Origin of the sequence: Faecalicatena contorta (assembly GCF_022835095.1) — a bacterium.
GTDB classification, from domain to species: Bacteria; Bacillota; Clostridia; order Lachnospirales; family Lachnospiraceae; genus Faecalicatena; species Faecalicatena contorta.
In genome coordinates, this window is the sequence record NZ_BQNQ01000001.1 from 2,826,552 (window position 1) to 2,849,580 (window position 23,029).

At 47.2% G+C, this 23,029-nt stretch carries 24 protein-coding genes and 1 pseudogene; all 25 read right to left on the reverse strand.

Features of this window, described 5'->3' with window-relative positions; genetic code table 11:
* Positions 1-5: 5 nt before the first annotated feature.
* On the reverse strand, positions 6-1,196 hold the full coding sequence (locus tag MWG26_RS12595) for an aspartate aminotransferase family protein (RefSeq protein ID WP_025657219.1): 1,191 nt from the start codon (positions 1,194-1,196) through the stop codon (positions 6-8).
* Complete coding sequence (gene argB / locus MWG26_RS12600; RefSeq protein WP_044927289.1) at positions 1,183-2,085, reverse strand: acetylglutamate kinase; 903 nt, start codon at positions 2,083-2,085, stop codon at positions 1,183-1,185. The genes MWG26_RS12595 and argB overlap by 14 nt, the downstream gene beginning before the upstream one ends.
* Positions 2,086-2,117: 32 nt before the next feature.
* Complete coding sequence (argJ, locus tag MWG26_RS12605; protein WP_025657218.1) at positions 2,118-3,341, reverse strand: bifunctional glutamate N-acetyltransferase/amino-acid acetyltransferase ArgJ; 1,224 nt, start codon at positions 3,339-3,341, stop codon at positions 2,118-2,120.
* Positions 3,342-3,505: 164 nt separating this feature from the next.
* Complete coding sequence (locus MWG26_RS12610; protein ID WP_025657217.1) at positions 3,506-3,952, reverse strand: GNAT family N-acetyltransferase; 447 nt, start codon at positions 3,950-3,952, stop codon at positions 3,506-3,508.
* 111 nt (positions 3,953-4,063) lie between these two features.
* The gene (argC, locus tag MWG26_RS12615; protein WP_025657216.1) at positions 4,064-5,104 is read right to left on the reverse strand and encodes an N-acetyl-gamma-glutamyl-phosphate reductase; all 1,041 of its coding nucleotides are present in this window, start codon (positions 5,102-5,104) and stop codon (positions 4,064-4,066) included.
* A 765-nt stretch (positions 5,105-5,869) separates the two neighbouring features.
* Entirely contained in the window at positions 5,870-7,120 is a 1,251-nt protein-coding gene (locus tag MWG26_RS12620) for a glutamate-5-semialdehyde dehydrogenase (protein ID WP_025657215.1), read from the reverse strand.
* Positions 7,092-8,090 (reverse strand): glutamate 5-kinase, encoded by a 999-nt coding sequence (gene proB / locus MWG26_RS12625; RefSeq protein WP_025657214.1) that lies wholly within the window; start codon positions 8,088-8,090, stop codon positions 7,092-7,094. Before proB ends, MWG26_RS12620 begins: the two co-directional genes overlap by 29 nt.
* A gap of 436 nt (positions 8,091-8,526) precedes the next feature.
* Complete coding sequence (locus MWG26_RS22735; protein WP_276519061.1) at positions 8,527-8,661, reverse strand: hypothetical protein; 135 nt, start codon at positions 8,659-8,661, stop codon at positions 8,527-8,529.
* Between the two features lie 195 nt (positions 8,662-8,856).
* The gene (locus MWG26_RS12630; protein ID WP_025657213.1) at positions 8,857-9,498 is read right to left on the reverse strand and encodes a GyrI-like domain-containing protein; all 642 of its coding nucleotides are present in this window, start codon (positions 9,496-9,498) and stop codon (positions 8,857-8,859) included.
* On the reverse strand, positions 9,491-9,832 hold the full coding sequence (locus MWG26_RS12635) for a TfoX/Sxy family protein (RefSeq protein ID WP_025657212.1): 342 nt from the start codon (positions 9,830-9,832) through the stop codon (positions 9,491-9,493). Before MWG26_RS12635 ends, MWG26_RS12630 begins: the two co-directional genes overlap by 8 nt.
* Position 9,833: 1 nt before the next feature.
* Positions 9,834-10,289 carry a GyrI-like domain-containing protein gene (locus MWG26_RS12640; protein WP_025657211.1) on the reverse strand — a complete coding sequence of 152 codons (456 nt, stop codon included), beginning with the start codon at positions 10,287-10,289 and terminating at the stop codon, positions 9,834-9,836.
* 82 nt (positions 10,290-10,371) lie between these two features.
* Positions 10,372-11,280, reverse strand: a complete 909-nt coding sequence (locus MWG26_RS12645; protein ID WP_025657210.1) for a helix-turn-helix transcriptional regulator — start codon at positions 11,278-11,280, stop codon at positions 10,372-10,374.
* A gap of 133 nt (positions 11,281-11,413) precedes the next feature.
* Entirely contained in the window at positions 11,414-12,031 is a 618-nt protein-coding gene (locus MWG26_RS12650; protein ID WP_081733180.1) for a pentapeptide repeat-containing protein, read from the reverse strand.
* A complete protein-coding gene (locus MWG26_RS12655; RefSeq protein ID WP_025657208.1) occupies positions 12,032-12,529 on the reverse strand; it encodes a hypothetical protein in 498 nt (165 codons plus the stop codon).
* Between the two features lie 224 nt (positions 12,530-12,753).
* Positions 12,754-13,943: pseudogene (locus tag MWG26_RS12660) on the reverse strand (iron-containing alcohol dehydrogenase).
* 37 nt (positions 13,944-13,980) lie between these two features.
* Positions 13,981-14,505 carry a cysteine hydrolase family protein gene (locus MWG26_RS12665; protein WP_025657206.1) on the reverse strand — a complete coding sequence of 175 codons (525 nt, stop codon included), beginning with the start codon at positions 14,503-14,505 and terminating at the stop codon, positions 13,981-13,983.
* Entirely contained in the window at positions 14,502-15,554 is a 1,053-nt protein-coding gene (locus MWG26_RS12670; RefSeq protein WP_147324106.1) for a hypothetical protein, read from the reverse strand. Before MWG26_RS12670 ends, MWG26_RS12665 begins: the two co-directional genes overlap by 4 nt.
* A gap of 62 nt (positions 15,555-15,616) precedes the next feature.
* A complete protein-coding gene (gene lepB / locus MWG26_RS12675) occupies positions 15,617-16,165 on the reverse strand; it encodes a signal peptidase I (protein WP_153921746.1) in 549 nt (182 codons plus the stop codon).
* A gap of 2 nt (positions 16,166-16,167) precedes the next feature.
* Positions 16,168-17,208 carry a threonine aldolase family protein gene (locus MWG26_RS12680; RefSeq protein WP_025657204.1) on the reverse strand — a complete coding sequence of 347 codons (1,041 nt, stop codon included), beginning with the start codon at positions 17,206-17,208 and terminating at the stop codon, positions 16,168-16,170.
* 525 nt (positions 17,209-17,733) lie between these two features.
* Positions 17,734-18,501 (reverse strand): ABC transporter permease, encoded by a 768-nt coding sequence (locus tag MWG26_RS12685; protein ID WP_025657203.1) that lies wholly within the window; start codon positions 18,499-18,501, stop codon positions 17,734-17,736.
* Positions 18,498-19,415, reverse strand: a complete 918-nt coding sequence (locus tag MWG26_RS12690) for an ABC transporter ATP-binding protein (protein WP_025657202.1) — start codon at positions 19,413-19,415, stop codon at positions 18,498-18,500. The genes MWG26_RS12685 and MWG26_RS12690 overlap by 4 nt, the downstream gene beginning before the upstream one ends.
* On the reverse strand, positions 19,412-19,615 hold the full coding sequence (locus tag MWG26_RS12695) for a PLDc N-terminal domain-containing protein (protein ID WP_025657201.1): 204 nt from the start codon (positions 19,613-19,615) through the stop codon (positions 19,412-19,414). Before MWG26_RS12695 ends, MWG26_RS12690 begins: the two co-directional genes overlap by 4 nt.
* Positions 19,616-19,774: 159 nt before the next feature.
* Positions 19,775-20,872: a helix-turn-helix domain-containing protein gene (locus tag MWG26_RS12700; protein ID WP_025657200.1), complete on the reverse strand. Its 1,098-nt coding sequence runs from the start codon at positions 20,870-20,872 to the stop codon at positions 19,775-19,777.
* Positions 20,873-21,155: 283 nt separating this feature from the next.
* Positions 21,156-22,235, reverse strand: coding sequence for a DUF4179 domain-containing protein (locus tag MWG26_RS12705; protein WP_025657199.1), 1,080 nt, complete (start codon positions 22,233-22,235; stop codon positions 21,156-21,158).
* Positions 22,219-22,761, reverse strand: coding sequence for a sigma-70 family RNA polymerase sigma factor (locus MWG26_RS12710; RefSeq protein WP_025657198.1), 543 nt, complete (start codon positions 22,759-22,761; stop codon positions 22,219-22,221). The genes MWG26_RS12705 and MWG26_RS12710 overlap by 17 nt, the downstream gene beginning before the upstream one ends.
* Positions 22,762-23,029 lie beyond the last annotated feature (268 nt).

A 23,029-nucleotide genomic window follows, 5' to 3' on the forward strand; every position in this document is an offset into this window, starting at 1 on the left:
GGGATCTAGGTTAGTCCGGCAAGAACACGTTCAAACCGCTCCACCATCTCATCGATATGCTGTTCCTCCACAATCAGCGGGGGAAGCAGACGGATCACATTGCTCGCCGCCTGTATCACCAGCAGCCCTTCTTCGACAGCTTTCTGATTTACTTTGGCCACAGGTCTGTCAAATGCAAGCCCCTGCATCAGTCCTTTTCCTTTTCTCTGAAGAATACAGTCCCATTTATCAGTCAGTTCGTCCAGGCGTTTTATCAGATACGGGGAAATGTCATTGACGTGTTCCAGAATGTGCTCCTGTTCAAAGATCTCTATGACCGTCTTCACCGCGGTACATGCCAGCGGGTTTCCGCCATAGGTAGCCCCGTGGTCTCCCGGCTTCAGGGAGTAATCCGCAACCTCCTGGGTCATCGCAAACGCACCTACCGGTATTCCGTTGCCAATTGCTTTTGCCATGGTAAGAATATCCGGTTTTACCCCAAATCCCTGCCAGGTAAACATAGTACCCGTACGGCCCATACCGCACTGGACTTCGTCACAGATCATCAGGATGCCGTTCTCATCACAGATCCGCCGGATTCCTTCCATAAAATCCTGAGTAGCAAGGTTGATGCCGCCCTCTCCCTGCAGCGGCTCCAGGATAATGGCGCATGTCTTTTCATTTACCAGCGCTTCCACACTGTTCAGGTCGTTGAATTTTGCAAATCGTACGCCAGGAACCACCGGCTCAAATGGCTCTCTGTAAGAATCATGTCCGGTAACAGAAACTGCCCCGAAACTCCTTCCGTGAAACGAATTCTCCATTGCAATAAATTCGTATCTGCCGGTCTTTTTCGTATATGCATAGCGCCTGGCTGCCTTTAATGCCCCCTCGTTGGCCTCACTGCCGCTATTGGTGAAAAAGACCCTGTCCATGCCTGATATGCGGTTCAGCTCCCTTGCCGCCTCTCCACAATTCTCATGGTAATAAAGATTCGAAATGTGGTAGATCTTATCGATCTGCGTCTTCAGCGCCTCATTCAGTTTTTTATGGCTGTAACCCAAGCCTGTAACGGCAAATCCCGCGGCAAAATCCAAAAACTTTCTGCCTTCTGTGTCATAAACATACATTCCCTCCCCATGGTCCAGGGCTATAGGGAAACGATTGTAAACATGCAGCAGGTTCTCCTCACCTGCCTGAATCTTACTGTTCACCATGATAATACCTGCTTTCCTCTCCGTTTAGTATTGCGGTTCCAATTCCCTTGTTTGTAAAGATCTCCAGCAGCAGACAATGCGGAATCCGCCCGTCCAGAATATGTACCCTGGAAACCCCGTTTTCTATAGCATCAATACAGTTCTGCAGCTTGGGCAGCATGCCGCCTCCGATATAGCCATCGTTCATCAACTGCTGTGCCTCATCCACCCGGAGTTCGGAGATTAGCGTCTTTGGATCATCAGGATCTTTGTATACTCCCTCAATATCCGTCAGAAACGCTAGTTTTTCCGCTTTCATCGCTCTTGCGATAGCACAGGCTGCATCATCCGCATTGATATTGTATGTATTGTATTCATCGTCCATTCCCACCGGGCAGATGATTGGGAGAAAATCTTTTTCCAAAAGATCATAGAGAATCTCTGCATTCACCCTTTTAACTTCTCCCACGAAACCGATATCCTCTCCGTTGGAAAGCTTTTTATCTACTTTCAGGAGTCCGCCGTCCTTGCCGCTGATACCGATTGCGCGCACGCCCAGCTCCTCTACAAGCTGTACCAGGCTTTTATTCACCTTGCCGAGTACCATCTCCGCCACTTCCATTGTCTCCTCATCCGTCACACGCAGGCCATTGACAAAGTGCGGCTCCATCCCCACCTTGCCGACCCATCTGCTGATCTCTTTTCCTCCGCCGTGCACAATAATGGGCTTAAATCCGACTAGCTTCAAAAGCGTGACATCTTCAATCACCTGTCTTTTCAGCGCCTCGTCCACCATCGCGCTCCCGCCGTATTTTACCACAATTATCTTACGGTTAAAGCGCTGTATATAAGGGAGCGCTTCGATTAACACCTGTGCTTTTTCCAGGTACTGCTGCATATTCTCGTTCATAATTTCCTCCTTACTGCAGATACGGTATACTCTTAACTCCTGTAATCTGCATTGATATCAATATACCCATGGGTCAGATCACAGCCCCATGCCGCAGCGCTCTCTTCCCCTTCCTTTATATCTGCCGTTGCCGTAACCTCAGGCTGGGACAGGATCTCGGTCGCTTTTTCTTCACTGTAAGCGACTGCCGTTCCATTCTCTATAATCTGGATTCTTCCCGCTTTGCTCTCAAAATACAGATCCACCTTTTCCGGATCAAACTGAGCCCCTGAATAACCCATTGCACATAGAATTCGTCCCCAGTTGGCATCATGTCCTGCAATGGCCGCCTTTGTCAGGTTTGAACATACGATCGATTTGGCAAGCAGCTTTGCCTGCTCCTTCGTGGATGCGCCCGTTACCTTTGCTTCAAACAACGCGGTTGCACCTTCCCCGTCTCCGGCAATCTTTTTGGCCAGACATTCATTTACTATATGAAGCGCTTCTGCAAATTTTACATAGTCATCTGTTCCATATTTAATCTTATCGTTTTCCGCCATCCCGTTTGCCAGAAGCAGAACCGTGTCATTTGTAGACGTATCTCCGTCCACGGAGATCATATTATAGGTATCCTCCACATCGGTGCTCAGCGCCTTCTGCAGCGCCTTTCTGGAAATCGCCGCATCCGTTGTGATAAAAGAGAGCATGGTGCACATATTGGGATGGATCATCCCGGATCCCTTCGCCATGCCGCCAATTGTGACGGTCTTTCCGCCTGCCTGAATCGTAACTGCTATTTCCTTCTCGATTGTATCAGTTGTCATAATTGCCTTTGCTGCCAGAGTCCCGCTTTCAATTCCGGGATTCTTATCGGCCGCAAGCTTTGTAATCCCATCTTTGAGCTTCTCCATGGGAAGCTGCATTCCAATCACGCCAGTGGATCCTACCAGCACCCCCTCTGCCTTCACTCCCAGCGCTTTCGCCGCGGCATCCGCGGTCTCTTGGCAGTACGCATATCCCTCTTCTCCGGTGCAGGCATTGGCAATGCCGGAATTGACAACCACCGCCTGGGACTTAATGCCGCTTTCCACAATAGCTTTATCCCATTTTACGGGTGCTGCTTTTACCACATTCGTTGTAAATGTCCCTGCTGCCTTGCACGGCCTTTCACTATATATCAGCGCCATATCCGTCCTGTCCTGATACTTAATGCCGGCTGCCGCCGATGCTGCTTCGAATCCTTTTGCCGCGGTGACCCCGCCTTTGATTATTTCCATTCTGTTTTCCTTTCCTGCGTAATCTTTTTGTTACGCAATCTGCTCATTTTTTATTCATTATCTTATTTAATCCGCTATATATTCATTTGCTGCTCAACAGGCATGTCAGATGAATCGAATGCCTCTGATATGTGTACGTCTATTATTCATTAAATTGTGTACTTCTAATGTTCATTAAATGCGGTAATGTTCTTCTCATTCAACACAAAATCATAATAATTCAAATCCAGCCGTTCTGTCCATCCGATTGTATTCCAGAATGCATTCCCCACATCGTTTTTGGTAAATGCAATCAAAGAAACTTTGCTGATCTCCTCCCTGCGCAGTTCTTCCATGGCCTTTACAACCATAGCCTTTCCAATGCCGCGCCTCCGGTATGCAGCATCTACACATACATGATATAGACATCCCCGCCGTCCATCGTGCCCGCACAGGATACTTCCCACGATCAGGCCGTCCACTTCGGCCACCACGCTTGTTGTTGGATTTCTCTTCAGAAACCTGGCAACCCCCTCTCTGGAATCGTCAATGCTCCGTAGTCCAAAGCCCCTGATTTTTTTCCAAAGGGCATACACGCCGTCATAATCCTCTATTGTCATTGTCCGTACCATTTTTTCTTCCTCTCGATCTCTATTAGAGCCCATCCCTGTTATAATCGGGCTGTCCCAGCCATTTTCCGCCCCCTGAATCGCTTGCGTCCAGGATGTCTTCCGTTCATGCGCCTATGGGAACATCGGCACCAGTTCCAGTCCTTCGGATTCCTTCAGACCGAACATCAGATTCATATTCTGAACCGCCTGCCCTGCCGCGCCCTTCACGAGATTGTCTATAGCCCCCATCATAATGATGCGTCCTGTTCTGTCGTCAATCTTAAAGTTGATATCCACATAGTTGCTTCCTTCCACCCACTTCGTTTCCGGCCAGATTCCCTCCCCGAGTACCCGGACAAATTTCTCGTCCGCATAATATGTATCATATACAGCTTTTATATCCTGACACGTTACATTTTTTACAAGTTTTGCATACTCTGTGGACAGAATCCCTCTGTTCATGGGTACAAGGTGAGGCGTAAAGTTCAGAACCACCTGTTCACCCGCAGCATAACCCAGCTGCTCCTCAATCTCCGGCGTATGTCTGTGCGCAGCCACACCGTAAGGCTTGATGTTCTCATTCACTTCGCAGTATAAATTAGGAAGCTTAGCCCCCCTCCCTGCCCCGGAAGTTCCAGATTTGGCATCAATAATCAGAGTGCTCATATCGATCAGCCCCTCTTTTGCCAGAGGGTACGCCGTCAGTATGGAACAAGTCGTATAACACCCCGGATTTGCCACCAGCCTGGCCTTTTTTATAGCTTCCCGGTTAATCTCACAAAGCCCGTATACCGCTTCCTCAATAAAACGGGGGCTTTTATGCTGTATCCCATACCATTTCTCATATACGGATACGTCTTTCATCCGAAAATCCGCGCTCAGATCAATTATCTTCACTTTAGACAGTATGTCCTCGCTGACCAGCGATGCACACAGCCCCTGGGGTGTAGCAGTAAAGATAACATCCACCTGCTCCGCAAGCTCATCCATATTATCATCCATGCAGACCGCATCCACAATCTGGAACATATTCTGATAAACATCTGCATATTTTTTATCTATATAACTTCTGGATCCATACCAAACAATTTCTGCATCTTTATGTGCCGTTAAAATCCTGACAAGCTCACCGCCCGCATACCCGGTAGATCCAATAATTCCTACTTTAATCATATCTATCTCTTCCTTTCACGCTTCTAGTTCATAATCATATACCACTTTTTCAATGAAGTAAAGTGTTTGCCCGTTTTCTCAATCAGAAATACATATCGACTGCAAAAATGTATATATCTTATGCATGAATAAAAATAACACTTGCATAATTATACATCTATATTGTATATTATGCAACCCCCATCCAGAAATATTTTTAAATCGGGATTTAGTCGGCAAGCTTCAGCCTTGTCGACGGACGGGGACGCTTCATGACAGGGAGGCCGGGGAGGTGCTGGGGCTGTATATGCCGTTGCGATATGCACCCATGCTGCTAAGTGTTTCTAGAACAGCCGATGCCGGATAGGCGGGTACGCTGAACACATCACGGGAAATCTGATGATTTCCCGCGCTGGGTTCAGTAAAAACTTGATTTGGAGATCAAGTTTTTCCCCGCCTATCCGGCATCGGCTGTTCAAGAATCACTAAGCGCACTCCAGCATTTCGCAACGGCATATACAGCCCCAGCACCTCCCCGGCCTCCCTGTCATAAAGCTGGCTCATCCAATCGGCAGGAAAGCTCGCCAACCGGGTAGGATCCCGGACCGGGGCAGCGGATGGGACAGAATTGGCGGGACTTTAATATAGATTGTAAGTTTTAAACGCTTTTTTACCTTACTGATTACTTTACGCCAACCTAATTATTAATAACTTACTGGGGCTATCAAATCCACACCAATTCAATACCATCCGCCCCGGGACTAAAGCCCGTTGCTAAATCCCGATTTAGTTTCTAATCTGTCCGTTCCCAAATATAATATATTTTGTTGTTGTCAGCGCCTCAAGCCCCATCGGCCCTCTCGCATGCAGTTTCTGTGTACTGATTCCTATCTCTGCCCCAAAACCAAATTCAAACCCATCGGTAAATCTGGTGGATGCATTTACATAGACAGCCGCTGCATCAATTTCATCCTGGAATTTAAGCGCGTGGTCATAGCACTCTGTTATAATAGACTCGGAATGACCTGTGTTATAAGTATTGATATGCCGGATAGCAGCATCCAGTGAGTTTACCACTTTTATGGAAATCACTGCGTCCAGGTATTCGGTTCCCCAGTCTTCCTCATCTGCGGGGATAATATCCGCACTGTAACCGCATGCTTTCTCATCCCCTCTGATCTCCACATCGTGCATTTTTAAACGGTTTACGATCATGGGGATCACCTGGGCTGCCACATGGTCATGGATGACTAGCGATTCACAGGCATTGCATACACCCATGCGCTGTGTTTTTGCATTCTCGATAATGTCTGTGGCCATGTTCAGATCCGCACACTCATCTACATAAATATGACAATTCCCGGTGCCTGTCTCTATCACCGGCACGGTACTGTTCTGCACGACGCTGGCAATCAGCCCGGCGCCGCCTCTCGGTATCAGCACATCAATGTATCCATGAAGCTTCATCATTTCATAGACGGTCTCCCGGCCTGTATCCTCCACCAACAGGATCAGATCCTGGGGAAGCTTCTCTTTTCTGAGGCCCTCTTTTACGGCATGTACGATTGCTTTATTCGAATTGATTGCATCACTGCCTCCCCGAAGTATGACCGCATTCCCTGTTTTAAAACACAGTCCAAATGCATCCGCAGTCACGTTTGGACGAGATTCATATATAATCCCGATTACACCGAGCGGAACTCTCTTTTTTCCGATACGCAGGCCGTTTGGCCTGTTTTTCATAGAGAGCACCTCACCAACCGGATCTTCCAGCGCCGCGATCTGTCTCAGCCCTTCCGCCATATCCATAATTCTCTGCTCCGTCAGGCGCAGACGGTCAACCAGAGAACTTTTCATTCCGTTCTCTTCAGCTGCCCTGACATCTTTTTCATTTTCCTCTAAAAGCCGTTCTGTCTCCTGGCATAATTCCTCTGCTACAGACAGAAGCCCACGGTTTTTTTCCTCTGTTCCCAGCGCTGCTGCCTCCCGGGATGCTGCCTTTGCCCTGTTACCCAATGTTTCCATATAACTGCCCATAACTGCCTCCTATCAGATTCATTGATACTCCCATAGTCTCCTGTTCCATATGATACATGGATTTTGTCTCGTCTTCTTTCTGATTCTCTTTCTTCTGTTTTTTTGCCTGCCTGCGATATTGTGCCCGTTCCGGGGCCAATTCATTCTTTAGTTCGATCCCGTGCTCTCTGGATAAAAATAAGGTACCGATCTTCTTACCGGCCATAATGTCATTGATCGTATAAATATTCCTGCCGTTGGCGATCACCATGTCCGCACCGGATGCGGTAGCGATCTTTGCGGCTCCGATCTTTGTTGCCATTCCGCCGGTACCCATATCATTGGAGGCACCCTTTGCCATTTTCTCCAGTTCCTCATCAATGCCCACCACTGTATGGATGAATCTTGCATTCGGGTTCTTCTTGGGGTCATCGGTATAAAGTCCATCGATATCGGACATCAGGATGAGCAGATCTGCATCCACCAGCTTCGCCACATATGCCGCAAGTGTGTCATTGTCTCCAAAGTTACCATATGACAGTTCATCCACAGATATGGCATCATTTTCATTTACAATAGGAACTACCTTCATACGGAACAGTTCGTCAAATGTCTGGCGGGCGTTCTTGCGGCACTCCTCATTGGTAATAGATTCCTTTGTTAGAAGCACCTGTGCAGTCAGCTGGCTGTATTCGTTAAACAGTTTTTCATAGATCATCATAAGTCTTCCCTGCCCGACCGCCGCGCATGCCTGCTTGGCAGCCTCGCTCTCCGGCTTCTGCTGCAGCCCCAGCACATTTCTTCCGATTCCAACCGCACCGGAAGATACCACGATAACCTCCCTTCCTTTGTTGCGCAGGTTAATCAGTATCCTCACAAACTTCTCCAGTTTATCAAGATTAATATTACCAGTTTCATCATACGTAATTGTAGTCGTTCCTACTTTTATTACGATTCTTTTCTTATTTTGCAGAATTTCTTTTCTATCCATAGCGTTTAACCTTCCTCATTTTCCTTCTTGAGAGTGCTCTGCACGTTCCTGATATATAACAAAGTGTGCTAGCCCACCTCCGCTCCCCACCCACCTCACTTCAGAGGGGCTTGCACACTTTGGCGCCGCCGCGTTGCCGCCTTGCGGCTATTTACCATATCGCAGCGTGTGCATCCCCCGGAGGGTTTTTATGATATAGGAAATTCCAAAGGAATTCCCTATATCATAAAAAAGGAGAGCCGGATATATCTTCCGTCTCTCCCGTTCGATGGCTTTCCTGTAAGCTTTTCCGCCCCGGAAACCTCATTCGGTTCTCCTAAGGCACTCTACAGAAAAAGGATGGAAGCTTATTGCCATACTCCCATCCTTTGCATTCTATCCATATCAAACGATCAGCACAACGATATCCTCTTAACTGTCATTATTCATTTTTATACTATGCGCATACCCCAAGGGGACTTGGAACGCACGGCATAAAAACAACGCTGTCAGCAAGCGGCAGAGTCTGATTAAACTGATTCATGATGTCAAGACTGTTATGTTTTGCTTTCATCACTACAACTCCAATCATTCGTGTGTATGTTAGTTACTCCTGTTTTGTTTTATTTTACTCACATTTCCTGATTTGTCAAGGAATTTGGGGGATTTTCTCATGTTTCCAAAACTAGAAGGCAGTCTAAATGAACGCCAGTCTATCGCCGTCTCTATTCTATTTTCAAGGTGAACACAAAAATCATTAACTGGTTATAGATCCCAAATATTTTTCCTATTTTTTCCTCACCGGGTGACGGATTACCGTCTTTAAATTCTCTGGTTTTGTCTTTCTCGGGTCACCCAGATAGATCTCATGATGACGTCTCAGATCCGTAATGTCGGTAATATATCCATTATCCCGGATATATTCTTCCATCTTTGCGATCGTTGCAGGCTCATCATCATAGGGGCCAAAATGCATGACCTGACAGCATAGTCCTTCCCTGTACCGTTCCAGCCTGGTGTTGGAAAAGTCCAGTTCCGGCTTCTTTTTTTGAAGCTCACCCCTGGCCCATTCAAATACTTCTTCCGTCACAAATTCAGGCTGTCGTATCATGGAGGTCCAGCAGAACTTGTCTTTGTCCGTGATATTCAATCCGTCGAATTCCGCTCCTTCCACACTCCACAGGCCTTCCAGAGGCGGCACCACATATTCAAAATAACCTGCCGGCTGATTTCCCTTCATTTTGCTCATCTTGATCGTATAGGAAAGGCCGTACAGAATCTCCATTGCCTGCGCATAACTCTCCGATGTGTTTGGATTTCCTCTGCCATCCGTCATGATAAATACCATCTCAGGTATCTCAATGACAGAAGGTGATTTCTTCGGAAAATACAATTTTTTTTCAGATTTCTTATAATCCACTTTATCCATGATTCCTTGCCTTCTTTCCCGCCGTTTTTTGCTTTGGTTGGGGCAGTTCCTCACAGGTTCTACTTACCAGCTCTTTTAAAAACCGGGTATCCTCCAGATCTTCCACCAGATACATCCCCGGAGTTCCACCATGCGGAGCAGCAGGTTCTGCATCCGGCAGCATTTCGTGCCCTGCCTGCGTCATCTTGACATAAAACTGGTTGTCCTCCACTGTCCCGAAAAATTTGCCGTCGCACCAAAGGCCATACTCTCCAAACAGCTTTTTATAACTTATATTTCCTGCTTGGCCAATCTGTCCGGCCACATATTCTACGTATTCCAAACTGGATGCCATTTTATTTCACTCCTATATACATATGAATTTCAGCCTGCTCCATATCACTATTCTGGTATTCCTCATAATCACAGACATAGGTCCTGGGCAGATCTATTTCCCATAGCTTCTGCCAGAACTTTGCCACTGCCTCGTGCAGTTCTCCTTTTACAATGAATCTGGCATACTTCCCGGCCGGAATGACAGTAACCAATGTCCCCTCCGGCAATTCCCCTGTCCCGTCGGTTTCACAGGCCACCGTGATTGTATAATCTCCCTTTTCATCAGCCTCATATTCTGAATAAATCCCCAGTGCCTTGCCATCCGTTTTTCCCGGAATCATGTTATAGATTCCTTCCCCATAAAAACGCTGCCAGAGCCCTCCGATCACGTTTCCCATATCTGGAGACGCATTGTTCGTTCTGGCAGCCAGTCCTGCTGCTATCTTTTCTTTCATATCTAAGATTTCATATTCCATGTTTATCTTCCTCTTTCCTTTTATTGATAATAAGAGTTTACCAGAGGGAACATGACACCTATATGTCATATTTGATTTTCATTTAATCCCGATATTTTTCAGCCATTCTCCCAAGCATTTCCCGCATTTTCCTGCGGAGTCCGACCGGTTCCAGAAGCTGAGCCCTGTCACCAAAGCTCAAAAGCCAGCCAAACACGCTTTCCTGATCCATAAAACCAAACTGAAAAAGCAGCATTCCGTCGGGCTGCACCTGGAAGCTGTCGATCCCATATTCTTCAATCAGGCGCCACTTCATGGACGGGTCAAACAGTGCCTTCACCTGGAGCTGTGCCGGAAAAACCGCCTCATTCTCAATCCTGAACTCAGGCAGGCTGCGCCCTTCGAACCGCTCTCCTGTGGTTCTTAATTCCAGTATCCGATTCAACTTAAACATCCGGTAATCCTCCCTGTCAAGGCAGTATCCCCAGACATACCAGGACGCCCACTGGAAGACAAGCAGATACGGCTCAATTTCTCTGGTGCTGTCGCCGCCCGGGCCATAATAATCAAACTGGATCTTCTCTTTTCTGTCAATCGCAGACTGGATCAGTTCGATCTTCGGGGCCAGAGACACCTTATACCAGGAGGACAGATCAATCACGATATGCTGATTTGATTTCAGCACGCTTGAATTGCCCACGGACAGTTTCTCCATCAGCTGCTGGTACCTGCTGCTTCCGGCCACACTGTCCAGGCTTCTCAGTCCGGCCAGAATGGCCTGCATATCCGAGGAAGTAAGCAGCGTCCTGTCAATCCGGTACCCATCCATAATGGAGATACCGCCCCCGCTTCCCTGTGTCGTCACAAGCGGAATGCCCGCCTGGCACAGCGCCTCAATATCCCGGTTGATCGTCCGCCTGGATACCTCAAACTTTTCCGCCAGATAAGGGGCCGTTACCTTCTCCTGCTGAAGCAGGATGGATAAAATTCCAATCAGTCGGTCTATCTTCATCTCTCTTTGCTCCTCTGTTATATCTTATTCTGCAGTTATTTCATGTTCTGCAGTTATGCTGCAGGTGAATTTTAATGGGCTGGATGCGTAACAGTTCAGGCAGGCCTGAACTGTTACACGGAATACCTTTTGGTTATACAATCTTTACACCCAGTAGCTTTGCTATCTCCACTGCCTGGAACATGTTGATCTTCATACCTGCTACTTCCCGGTAACTATCCGATACCATGATGCCCTCAATGGTACTGTCGGAAAAATCAATCCCCTTGAGTCCGGTTCTGAAAAAATCTACCTTTGTGAAATCACATTTGGAAAAGCCGGTCTTCTTTAGTTTTACCTCCGAAAAAAAAGCCTCCCGGAAACTGCACGTCTGAGCAAAGCAGCTCTCCCAAAGGCTCTGCCCGAAATTAGCCATGTTCAGCTGTGTATCCTGTAAGCCCGTTTTTTTAAAGACAGCAAGGTCAAATCTGCTGCCGTTACCTTTGCATTCGATAATCTTAGTATCTTTCCAATAACTTCCGCTGAATATACAGTTGGAAAAATCACATTTTTCCAGGCGGGCCTGATAAAAGCCCGCCCCCGTAAAGTCGCATTCTACAAACCTGCACTTTTCAAATTTTACTGCCACAAATTCTACTTTGTGTATATCCGCTCCTGTCACTGTCTCATCTATATAACTCCGGTTTTCAACCGGCATCTCATCCTGTCTCGCACAGGCAATCTCTTCTGCTAAAATATGACTAGTTCCCATTTACTCCTGACGGCCCATTTCCTGACTCAAATGGTATTTTGCCTCCTCCGCATTCTTTTTTTCTGTGTACACTGCATAAGTCGCGTTGCAGTTTTCATTTTCTCCGATTCTTCCCAGCATCTGATTATTCCTGGTGGTGTGGCGCACAATCTTTGAACGGTAACGGATCTTATGGCCGCTTAGTATCCTCTCCGCCCTTGCAAACTCGCCCATATCCATCGTAAAAAAGACTTCTGTTCTGTCCCATATAGGAATCCCGCCAATCAGCCAGAAGGTAAGGGCAGTCACCAGGATTAATAAAATCGCTGCCATATATACAACGGTGAAATCCCGTGCGCTTCCGGCTATAAAAATACTCGTCGGACCATCGGATCTGCCAATCACAGACACAGCGGCATTTAATTTATTCTGCAGCCAGATACAGATCGCGCTGATTACAATCCCCACTCCGCTCAGAACACTTAAGATCCAAAGTATGATTTTTCTTGTTCTGCCCATCTCATCCTCCTGCCTTCTTTCGTTGTTATATTATTTGATAACACTACAGACAGGTCTGCGCATTTACTGCGCAGACCGTACGAAAACATGGTAGTTGCAGGCATCCAGGTCTCCGCTTCGATCCGTGCTAAACGTGCGCCACTGGCGCACAGCACACTTTGCCGCAGGCGGATTTCAATGAGCTGGATGCGTAACAGTTCGGGTTTGCCGCCTAGACTATTACATTATTTACGTACCCGTGCTTCTTTATATATCTTATAAACATCTTCTGCATGCAGCGCCTTCAAGCATCCCACGGTCCGCCGCCCCCAGAAACAACACTTTTCCGCCATCTCCTTCATCTGTGCGTCGGTCGGGTCTATCCCCAGTTCCTTCAGAGACGCAGGCATATTTATAGAACGGTAAAATGCCTCCATAGCCTCAATTCCCTTTAAAGCCGTCTGCATATCGTCTCCGCAGTCAGCCGCTCCCATAACATTTACGGCAAGCTTTGCAAACCGCCCGGGCCTTTCCGATACGACGTACCTTGCCCAGCTGCCCCACACTGCTGCCAGTCCGGCGCCATGTGCAACGTCAAACATGCCGCCCAGTTCATGCTCGATCTGGTGGGAGGCCCAGTCACCGCCGTCCGTACCGCAGCCGGTCAGCCCATTGTGGGAAAGGCTCCCTGCCCACATCACCTCCGCCCTAGACTCATAATTCTCCGGATCCTTCTGAAGAATAGCTGCATGTTTCATAACCGTGCGCAGCAAATGTTCGCTGATGCCGTCCGTCAAATCCATATTCACCGCGCGGTTCAGATAGCGCTCCATCGTATGCATCATGATATCTACGCAGCCGCTCATGGTCTGATACTCCGGCAGCGTCATTGTCAGCTCCGGGTTCATCACTGCAAAACGCGGCCTGCTGTAAGGACTGCTGTACCCCCGTTTTATCCAGCCTTCTTCATTTGTTATGACGGAGGAGTCGCTCATCTCCGATCCGGCCGCTGCAATGGTGAGGACGGCTCCTACGGCCAGGCACGCCTCCGCCTGTCTCTTCCTGTCATAAAAATCCCATACATCCCCCTCATTCGCTACACCATATCCGATCGCCTTTGCCGAATCAATTACGCTTCCGCCTCCTACGGCCAGAATAAAGTCAACCCCTTCCTTTTTGCACAGTTCGATCCCTTCATATATAAGGGATAAGTGTGGGTTGGGTACGACGCCTCCCAGCATAGTATATGCGATCCCAGCCTTCTCGAGAGAGACCGGCAGATCCGTTCCAGCAGTCCTGTCCTCTTCACGCTCCCGCTGCCGTAATGCACAAGAACCTTTGTGCATCCATATGCCTGGATCAGATTTCCTGTCTCTTCCTCCGCCCCCCGGCCAAACACAACCTTAGTTGGGGTATAATATTGAAAATTGTTCATATTCAGGTTCTCCTTATCATTTCTTTTCATTAATCATCTATTCATTGACGATATCAATCTGGCACACTTTCATAGCCTCCAGCGCCTGCCTGTGCGTATCCGGCGTCACCCCGGCACAACAGGATGCGTCCACGATCACCGGAACATCGGGCATGTATGCCTTTAAGAGGAGTGCATTGGATATCACGCAGATATCTGTGCAGACACCGATCAGTGTAATACTCTCTATAGGTTCCTGGTATATATGATAAGCTGACAGCAGCTGCCCCAGCCCTACGCTGCCGAATGTTGGCTTATCAACCGGCTGCTCCGTGAGCAGCGCGGCGATCTCCGGATGGATCTGCCAGCCTGGTGAATTCCGGATACAATGTATAACCGGAAGCTTTTCCCCTTCCTGCGTGTCCAGATACCCCTCCTCGTGGGTGTCTCTGGTTGCCAGGATCCTGCCTTCAAATCCCCTGATCTTCTCTGTCACTTTAGGCACGATGGCCTGCGCCTCCACAGTTCCCAGTGCGCCGGCTATAAAATCATTCTGCATATCGATAACCACTAATACTTTCATACGCTTCCTCCTCTTCTTTCCTGACCGTCAGGCCGCTCGTCCGGGAACAGATCAATAATCTGCTCTTCTTCCACAAGGCATTCCAGCCCTGTTAAGCAGAACTTACCGGACATGGATTCCCGTTCCTCTTTCCAGTAAGGCTTAGAAAAGCAGGGCTGCATATCACCACCGTACCGGCTTTTCTGTTCCGTCTTCCTGCCGGCAAAAAATACGGATACCGGCCCGGACTGGCCGCCGACAATGGACACCGCTCCTTTCTTCTTACCTGAAGCCATACAGGACATTGATGCGCCAAACTTCAACTGCTCATCTTTTCTCAAACCGGGCACGATCTCTGCCGTTGCAAGGGAATACTCCAGCCTGCCGTCGAATACTCCCGGAGCATCCAGTTTCTTTGCATCATAAATATAGACCCTGTGTCTGACATGGGTCAGGGGGTGGATGAACTGCATACACCCCTCCTCTCCCGGAGCCGCCGACGTCTCCTCGTCCAGAACATAGATCTTATGCTTCCTGTCCACCTCCAGCCTGATACTGCTTAGTGTGCAGGCAGTGAAATCCTGCTTTGTCTTTACACAAACGCGCTGACAGAAAAAACACGCTCCCTCTGCCAGATAATCGGAATAAGCCGCCCTGATTACCCGGATCATGCTGCGTGACTTTTCCTCCCGGACTAAAGGCAGATATCCCGTACTGCAAAAGGATATATCCTGTTCCTTTTCTCCATTCAGCCAGATTCCCTTTATGGCCACATTCTGATACGGATTCTCCTGCATGATCTTCTGTACCTGCGTATCGGAGAGCGAATCTGCTATTTTCTCCCAGCCTTTATATTTTTCAAAATATTCAACCATGTCCGTCTCTTCTACTACCGTGAGAATGTCAAAAATAATCCCCTGTTTAAAGCAGTATACTGTGGGGACACAGCGCGTCAGTCCCCCCTCTGTAAATACAGCATCTGTATCCTGCCGGACCTTACATGGTCTTCCCTTTTTTGACAGCCCGATAGATGTATCAAAGTATACCTGCATACTATTTCCTTTCCGCATCAAAGCTCTTATTTATCTGCCCACCTGCGGCAGTTTTCCAGTCGGAACGCCAAGTTTTTCTATCAGTGAAATGATTTTATCTCAGGATAGTATTCAAATTCCGCTTTTCCAATGATAGCGTCTCTGTGAAGGAACTTGTTCAGCCAGTATCTGGAATCCCAGGAATTGGTGCGGTTATCCCCCATCATAAAATAAGTGTCCTTCGGGATCTCATAGGGGCCAAAATCCTCATAGGATACTTCCCGTATATAGGGTTCTTCCAACATAACCCCATCGATATAAACGGCGCCGTCTCTGCCCTCAATCTTTTCTCCCGGCAATCCGACAATCCGCTTCATATACTCCGTCTCCCCATCATCCGGATAGTAAAAAGAAATGATGTCGCCTCTCTGCGGTTCCTGGAACAGATAAGCCTGGCGGTTGACAAACACACGGCTTCCGGTCATCACCGTATTCTCCATAGATCCAGATGTAACCTGCGCATTGGTAATCAAAGTCTTATTCAGCAGAAAAGAAAACGCGACGGCAAAAATAATCACCTTCGAGTATTCCAGAATCTCATGAATAATCTCCTTCCGGGTCCATACTTTTGTATTATCTGTCTCTTTCATCCTTATTCTCCTTTTCCTGAAATATCATCCGCAAGCGCTCTCACGTTCTCCGATATTGTTGCCCAGCTGGTGCAGAACCTGACGGCACTGTGCGTATCGTCTATCCTCTGCTGATAACAAAAAACATACTTCTCTTTCAATTGTTCCAGCTTCTCATCCGGCATGACCGCAAACACCTGATTGGTTGTATTTTCAACCAGAAACGGGTACCCAGCACTCCTGCAGGCATTGCGTATCTCGTCCGCCAGTTTGTTAGCCCGCTTTCCGATTGTAAAATAGAGTCCGTCTTCCAGAAGCGCCTGGAACTGCAATCCCAAAAGTCTGCCCTTTGCCAGCAGCGCACCCTTCTGTTTCATAATGTAGCGGAAATCCTCCTTCAGGCCCGGGTTGGCAATCACCACGGCTTCCCCGAACAAAGCGCCCACTTTTGTTCCTCCAATGTAAAATACATCGCACAGCCCGGCAATCGTTTTCAGATCCAGTTCATTGCCTGCAGCAGAAAGCCCGTATCCTAATCTTGCCCCATCCATATACAAATACAGCCCATTCTTCCTGCACACACCGGCCAGAAGTTCCAGCTCCGCTCTTGTATACAGCGTACCCATTTCCGTTGGATTAGAGATATATACCATCTTAGGCTGGACACAATGTTCGAAACTGTCATCTTCTATATGCCCTTTATAGGCCTCCTCCACCTGCTGTGCCGTAATCTTCCCATCCGCTGAGGGAATCGCCAGCACTTTATGCCCGCAGGATTCAATTGCCCCTGTCTCATGCACATTAACATGCCCGGTTTCCGCCGCCAGAACCCCCTGATGCGGCCGCAGTGCAGCCGAAATAACGGTAAGATTCGTCTGTGTCCCCCCAACCAGAAAATGAATATCCAGTGTATCATTCCCACAAAGCCTCCGTATAATCTCCCTTGCCCGCATGCAGTACGGATCTTCCCCATACCCATCCGTCTGCACCAAATTTGTCTCTAAAAGCCTGTCCATCACCTTTGGATGAGCACCTTCCGTGTAGTCAGAATTAAAAAAAATCATCTTCCAGTCTCCTTGTTTCAATCTACTCTCGGTAATTTCGCAGAGTACGACGGCATCTTATATAGATGCGTAAATTGGCCTTATGTCAATGGGCGATACCGATTTTTTCTCCGCCCGCCACTGCCGCTAATCTTGTTTAATATATAAAAAAATATAGATAAACAGATTATACTACGTCTCCTTCCCTTTTTCCATCCTTTAAAATGGAAAAGGAGGATAAAAATGGCTGAGAATCCGGTTCGGATCCGCTGTTATCAGCTTTCCAGGCGGGGAACATTATTTCTCCCGATTGAATGAGTCCAACTGTAAAGAATCGTGATAGGGCTTTTTTAGAAGTGTCTTTTGCGGTGTAACAGCCGCATCATCCAAAAAAGTACACAGACCGCAGAGCCACCGGGCCTGCGGTCAATTCATATGTTTGCTTTTATTTTGATTAGCAGCTGTTACACCTCAATTCCGTATCCAAAAGAGCCCTGTCGCGATTCCTCGCAGCGCCCCCATTCGAGTAAAAACCGCTTACTCCGTCTAAAGCTTCTTCTTATTGAAGATGATACAGGACAGTGTGACACAGATGAGGGTTCCTATGCATCCCACGACCGTGGGTTTCAGAAAGAGGGTAGACTCGACCTGTCCCTGCAGCAGCGGTGTCCCTTCTGTGATTAGTTCCATAGGGTTGAATTCTTTTATCTTTGGGATCATGTTCAGCAGGATCTGGAGAACAACTGCTATTCCTGTAAACAGGAGGCATCCGTAGGAATTCCTGAACAGGACGCTGCCCAGGATTGTTATGGACAGCAGGAAGATTCCGTACAGCCATGTCGCTGCAATGGCCGCATAGAGGCCTTCCATGCCGGCATCGGCCCTCCAGTAGTACCATGTATATCCATAAGCTGTTCCAAAACACAGCAGATAGGCTGCGGTCCAGAGCAGGGACGCTGCCGTGAACTTTGCCAGGACTACGGTTCTTCTGGGCAGGCCTTTTGTCAGCATGTGGATTAGTGTGCCCCTGGAATACTCTGAGGACATGATGCCTCCAAAGAGAATGACTGCCACCAACAGGCCCAGCTGTGATACGTTTTTGAAGAACTGCATCCAGGCGTCCAGCGCCGTTGGGGTGGTAAGTGCAATCTCCATCCCGGCAGGCATGAACTCACTGATGATTTCAGGCATGTATTTTGCTGCCAGAGGGCTCATGATTCCAAAAAATAAAAATACCAGGCCCAGAATCATCAGTTTATATGTTCTTGTAAACTCTGTAAATTCTTTTCTCGTAAATGCCATATATGCTTTCATTGTATTGCCTCCATAAACAGTCCTTCCAATGACGGCTCCAATATTTCCATCCTGGAGGGCATGATCTGGGTCTCATTCAGCCCTCGGATAAGCTCGGACTCGGCCTGCTCAATGTCTGCCGCCTCTATGATAATCTGACTGCCCTCCTGCCTTGACGAAGCAAGCAGTTTTTTGAAAGCTGTCTCATGTGTAAACCTCTGCAGACTTTCTTTTCTCTCAAATTCGATCAGCAGCGCATTTTTACGGTGCATTTCCCGAATTTCATCCAACCTGCCTTCCATGACTGTCCTTCCGTTGTTCAAGACTGCTACCCTGTCGCAGATTCTTTCGACATCCGTCAGTACATGGGTAGAAAAGATCACGGTCGTCTTGTCTTGGACCTGCTCCATAATATCCAGCACTTCCCGCCGTCCAACCGGATCCAGTGCAGACGTCGGTTCATCACAGATCAGCAGCTTCGGCTCGTTGAACAAAGCCTGGGCGATTCCAAGACGCTGCTTCATGCCCCTGGAAAATCCGCCGATTCTCTTTTTAACGCCCTTCAGACCTACAAGCTCCAGAAGTTCTTCTGTCTTGAGCCGGATCTGTTTCTCTTTCATCCCGGTTATTTGTCCACAAAGTCTTAAGTATTCCACTGGCGTCATATAGCTGTAGAATTCCGGAACATCAGGAAGATACCCGATAAAACGGTTTGCCGCGTTCTCCCCATATACAGACTTTTCTCCAAGCACATGAACCTCTCCGCCGTCCGATTGCAGCAGGCCAAGCACGATTTTCATCGTAGTAGTTTTTCCCGCTCCGTTTTTGCCCAGAAATCCAAAAACCGAGTGTTCCGGCACTGCAATTGATAATCCTCCGAGAACCTGATGGGAACCAAATTTTTTCTTCAAGCCGTTAATTTCCAGTACATTCATTCGTCATCCCCTCTTCCAAATAAGAAATAAACAATAGGACCCGCAATCTGAATAAACACCACGATTACGATCCAGACCACCCGATTGCCAAACCGGTAATTTGGATGGCGCAGCACATGAATCAGAGCCGTCACCATTAAAATCAGTTCTATAATAATCACCGGAAGCAAAATCGGAAAATATTCATATAAAGTATTCATCTTTTTACTCCTTTTTTGTTGTTATTCTTCGTTCTTCCTGTCCATGCCGCTACAAAACCAAGACACCATGGTACTCATGAACTGTCTTAATCTCCCCCGCTGCCTGCCAAAAGCGAGGTACTGCACAGTTACCGTCTTAAGGCCGTCTCCAGCCCTTTATCATCTGCCCCTGCTGAATTCCTCCAGTCTTTTCATAATCCGCTTATAATGTGGATTATCACTCAGGCATGAAAACAATGGGTTTGCCTCTACTGCCTGATAAATGCTCTGTCGGATGGCCGCATCACCTCGGGGAGCATCTTTTCCAAGCGCAAGATCTGACAGCCAGCCGTCCACTTTATCAAAATAGTCATCTCCATGTAATTTGATCGGTGTTTCCTGCATATACACACAGTCGGTATAGCGTTCCAGCATTTTTACGGCTTCTTCCGGGTTTGCTGTAATACAGTAATACTGGGCGGATGCAAGGTACACCTGGACAATGGTGTTAAAATGAAGATAATCCATATGGAATATGTCTGCTACTGCCAATGTACGCCTTATGATCTCTTCCGTTTTCCCGGACGCTTCCTGCTGCCATGCAATATGCATGGATGCATCCCCGATCAGATACAGCAAATGCTGGTACATCGAAATCTGTACAGCCTGCGCAGCTTTATCCAGGTTTCCCCTTAACTGATATGCCTGTGCCTGCATTTCCGCTTCCTGTGAGACCGGCAGAATCTCTTCCCCCAGTATATCCAGAATCTCCTCCGGCTGTCTCTCCATAAGATGGCAGCCACATTTCAGCATTGCCGCATTTTTGGCGAGATGTACATCCTTGCTCTCCTCAGTTATGCGATCTAGCAGTTCCGTGATATCATTCATAACCTCCTGTGGTTTTTCCGCCAGGTGATAATGATTCATTAAAAGAATTGCCATCTGCAAAAGCAGCGGGAAACAGGAATAATACTTTTTGATATATCCATCGCACTCTGCCTTAACCTCCTCAAATGGATCATTTACAAATCTGTCCGCAAGCCTGCGGTACAGCTTCTTAATATCCTCCTTCACCAATTGAGGCTCATACCCAATCAGATCATCGACACTAAGATTAAAGTATGCCGCCAAAACAGGAAGCAGCGTTATATCCGGATAACTCAGTCCCTTTTCCCATTTATTCACCGCCGGAGCCGATACCCCAATATACCTGGCAAGCTCCTCCTGCGTCAGCCCCATTTCCTTCCTCTTACTCCGGATCACATCGTGTATTTTCATATCCGCCTCCTACAACTAAACTTTCATTAATATAGTATTTCCTATTTCTCCTATAGCATAGCAGAACAACTACACTCTCACAACAGACCGCTTGTTAATTTCTATGAATAAAGTTAACCGTCAGTTAATTTTGTTTAGAAGATCACCTCTGCCTAATTGGAGTATGGTAAAAAAGAGGAAAAACAGGGCTGCCCCTGTTTTCCCTCTTTTTTACCATACTCCAGCCATTCCATGCCTCCAAGCACCCTTATATCGGGGGACGTCGCCACTTCCAATCACACACTCACTCCTGAAAATCAACTTGAATTTGGAAGGTGGATTTGGTTTTTATGAATTGTTCGAAGTCATCATCGCGGTACCGTTCCTGGATTGCCACGAATTCTTCCTCGGATGCCGCTGGATAGTAATATACTGTTATTTTTGATACGTTATGGCCATTAATCGGCAACATAAATCCGCCTTTGTCCGGCATATATTTTCCGTCTGCGTCCAGAATAACCATCTGCAGCCGTTCGTCAGTTACTTTATGTTCTTCGCTGAATATGCCATTGAGAATGATTTCGTATGGTGTTTTCGAGACCGTTGCGATTCCCGAACCATTTGGCGCGTATTGGTTGATTTCTTTTGTCACGGTCTGGTCACTATCCTTAGATACATCTACGGAAAATTCCCAGGGTGTGTCCCCGGACAGATGGCTGGCCTCTTTTTCAAGTGAATTGCTCTGTATATGAATTGCGCTTACTGATAGATCCAGATGGAAGGTATCGGGTATTACTACTTGGCTCAGGTCTCCCAGATTAAAATCAATTCTGAAAGCACCGGCAAAAGTATGGTCGTCCAGATACTCCCCGTTCACTTGTACGGAATCCTGCAGCCCCTCCGGCATGAAGTCAAAATTCTCTGCCAGATCCAGATACTGATAGCTGATTGTCCTGTCCCCGGCGGTCTGGTCTGCATCATGTTTGATTTCCGGAAACGGCGTTTCGGATTCGACCAGCACCGATATATTGATTGCTTCTGTATTGCAGTATATTTCTGATAAAGTCATCTTGATCCCACCGGACTCGCTGACATTGCCATCGCGGACCGGCTCCGCATCCTTGCTGAGTTCTCCAGAGTATATCTGCTTATCTTCCACCCTTTCAAATAAATGTCCAATCAGTGGAATCTGTTCCGCCAGAACCGGATTCATGGCACAAAAGCCTATGCCTGCCGCAGCCAAAATCACTGCAGCACTGCATCCTGTCAGGATTCTCCGGACTTTTTTTCTACGGCACTGTTTCTGTATCTGCTCCATATTTTTCTCTACTACAGCTTTTAACTCTTCTTCCGGCACTTCGATGTTGTTAAATGTGATCTGCATACAAATAATCCTCCTTTAAATATTTTTTCAACTCATCACGTCCTCTGCTCAAATAAGCCTTTACCGTTCCCACCGGCACCTCTATGGCGTATGCAATTTCATTTACAGAAAATCCGCTATAATACTTCAGGATTATAACCACCCTGTATTTTTCCGGCAAACGGTTCACGGCATTTTCCAGGTCGCACTTTTCCTCCAATGATACACCCTTATCCTGTTTTGATATCCGGACTTCCTCTATATCACTGAAGTAAACAATCTTTTTCAACTCATCATTTGCTGTATTAATTAGAATTCTGGTTATCCATGTTTTAAACCATTCCGGATTCTTCAGTGTTTTAATGTTCTGAAACCCCTTTAATATAGTAGTTCCCACCACATCAAGAGCATCCTGCTGGTTTTTCATGTAGAGAAAAGCCATTTTATACAGATATTCCTGATATTTTGTTATCAGCTGCCCATAGGCATCGGCATTTCCCCGCACCGCCTTTTTCGCAAGCTTTGAGATCCTCATCTCTTCATCCATCTGTTCACCTTTTCCTTTCCGGCAAAGAAGACTTCCCGCATTCTTTTTTATTTTACATTAGTTAGACCTTCAGGTGCTGAAAAAGGTTACAAATAAATATATTCATTTTCATGCTCCAGAAAGGCATGTTATGCATAAAATATGCATATTCACATCGGTTTAATGCATATTTATTTGTATTTAGTGTATATATTTAATTTTTTTCCGTTTTCTATTGCATAATTATAAAATATGGTGTATAGTATGTTTTAGCTTAAACAAGGGCATC

Coding starts and splice junctions, on each gene's coding strand:
- MWG26_RS12640 (WP_025657211.1), bottom strand. CDS start 10,289: ATGGAATATGAAATCTTAGATATGAAAGAAAAGATAGCAGCAGGACTG.
- MWG26_RS12700 (WP_025657200.1), bottom strand. CDS start 20,872: ATGAAAATACACGATGTGATCCGGAGTAAGAGGAAGGAAATGGGGCTG.
- MWG26_RS12645 (WP_025657210.1), bottom strand. CDS start 11,280: ATGAAGATAGACCGACTGATTGGAATTTTATCCATCCTGCTTCAGCAG.
- MWG26_RS12620 (WP_025657215.1), bottom strand. CDS start 7,120: ATGGGCAGTTATATGGAAACATTGGGTAACAGGGCAAAGGCAGCATCC.
- MWG26_RS12690 (WP_025657202.1), bottom strand. CDS start 19,415: ATGAATGTACTGGAAATTAACGGCTTGAAGAAAAAATTTGGTTCCCAT.
- MWG26_RS12705 (WP_025657199.1), bottom strand. CDS start 22,235: ATGCAGATCACATTTAACAACATCGAAGTGCCGGAAGAAGAGTTAAAA.
- MWG26_RS12665 (WP_025657206.1), bottom strand. CDS start 14,505: ATGAAAGTATTAGTGGTTATCGATATGCAGAATGATTTTATAGCCGGC.
- MWG26_RS12595 (WP_025657219.1), bottom strand. CDS start 1,196: ATGGTGAACAGTAAGATTCAGGCAGGTGAGGAGAACCTGCTGCATGTT.
- argB (WP_044927289.1), bottom strand. CDS start 2,085: ATGAACGAGAATATGCAGCAGTACCTGGAAAAAGCACAGGTGTTAATC.
- MWG26_RS12635 (WP_025657212.1), bottom strand. CDS start 9,832: ATGGCATCCAGTTTGGAATACGTAGAATATGTGGCCGGACAGATTGGC.
- MWG26_RS12655 (WP_025657208.1), bottom strand. CDS start 12,529: ATGGGCAGAACAAGAAAAATCATACTTTGGATCTTAAGTGTTCTGAGC.
- MWG26_RS12680 (WP_025657204.1), bottom strand. CDS start 17,208: ATGATTTTTTTTAATTCTGACTACACGGAAGGTGCTCATCCAAAGGTG.
- MWG26_RS12630 (WP_025657213.1), bottom strand. CDS start 9,498: ATGGATAAAGTGGATTATAAGAAATCTGAAAAAAAATTGTATTTTCCG.
- argC (WP_025657216.1), bottom strand. CDS start 5,104: ATGATTAAAGTAGGAATTATTGGATCTACCGGGTATGCGGGCGGTGAG.
- MWG26_RS12670 (WP_147324106.1), bottom strand. CDS start 15,554: ATGCGGAAAGGAAATAGTATGCAGGTATACTTTGATACATCTATCGGG.
- MWG26_RS12695 (WP_025657201.1), bottom strand. CDS start 19,615: ATGAATACTTTATATGAATATTTTCCGATTTTGCTTCCGGTGATTATT.
- MWG26_RS22735 (WP_276519061.1), bottom strand. CDS start 8,661: ATGATTGGAGTTGTAGTGATGAAAGCAAAACATAACAGTCTTGACATC.
- MWG26_RS12710 (WP_025657198.1), bottom strand. CDS start 22,761: ATGGATGAAGAGATGAGGATCTCAAAGCTTGCGAAAAAGGCGGTGCGG.
- proB (WP_025657214.1), bottom strand. CDS start 8,090: ATGGATAGAAAAGAAATTCTGCAAAATAAGAAAAGAATCGTAATAAAA.
- argJ (WP_025657218.1), bottom strand. CDS start 3,341: ATGGAAATAATCAAAGGCGGGGTCACCGCGGCAAAAGGATTCGAAGCA.
- MWG26_RS12610 (WP_025657217.1), bottom strand. CDS start 3,952: ATGGTACGGACAATGACAATAGAGGATTATGACGGCGTGTATGCCCTT.
- MWG26_RS12650 (WP_081733180.1), bottom strand. CDS start 12,031: ATGGGAACTAGTCATATTTTAGCAGAAGAGATTGCCTGTGCGAGACAG.
- MWG26_RS12685 (WP_025657203.1), bottom strand. CDS start 18,501: ATGAAAGCATATATGGCATTTACGAGAAAAGAATTTACAGAGTTTACA.
- lepB (WP_153921746.1), bottom strand. CDS start 16,165: ATGAAAGAGACAGATAATACAAAAGTATGGACCCGGAAGGAGATTATT.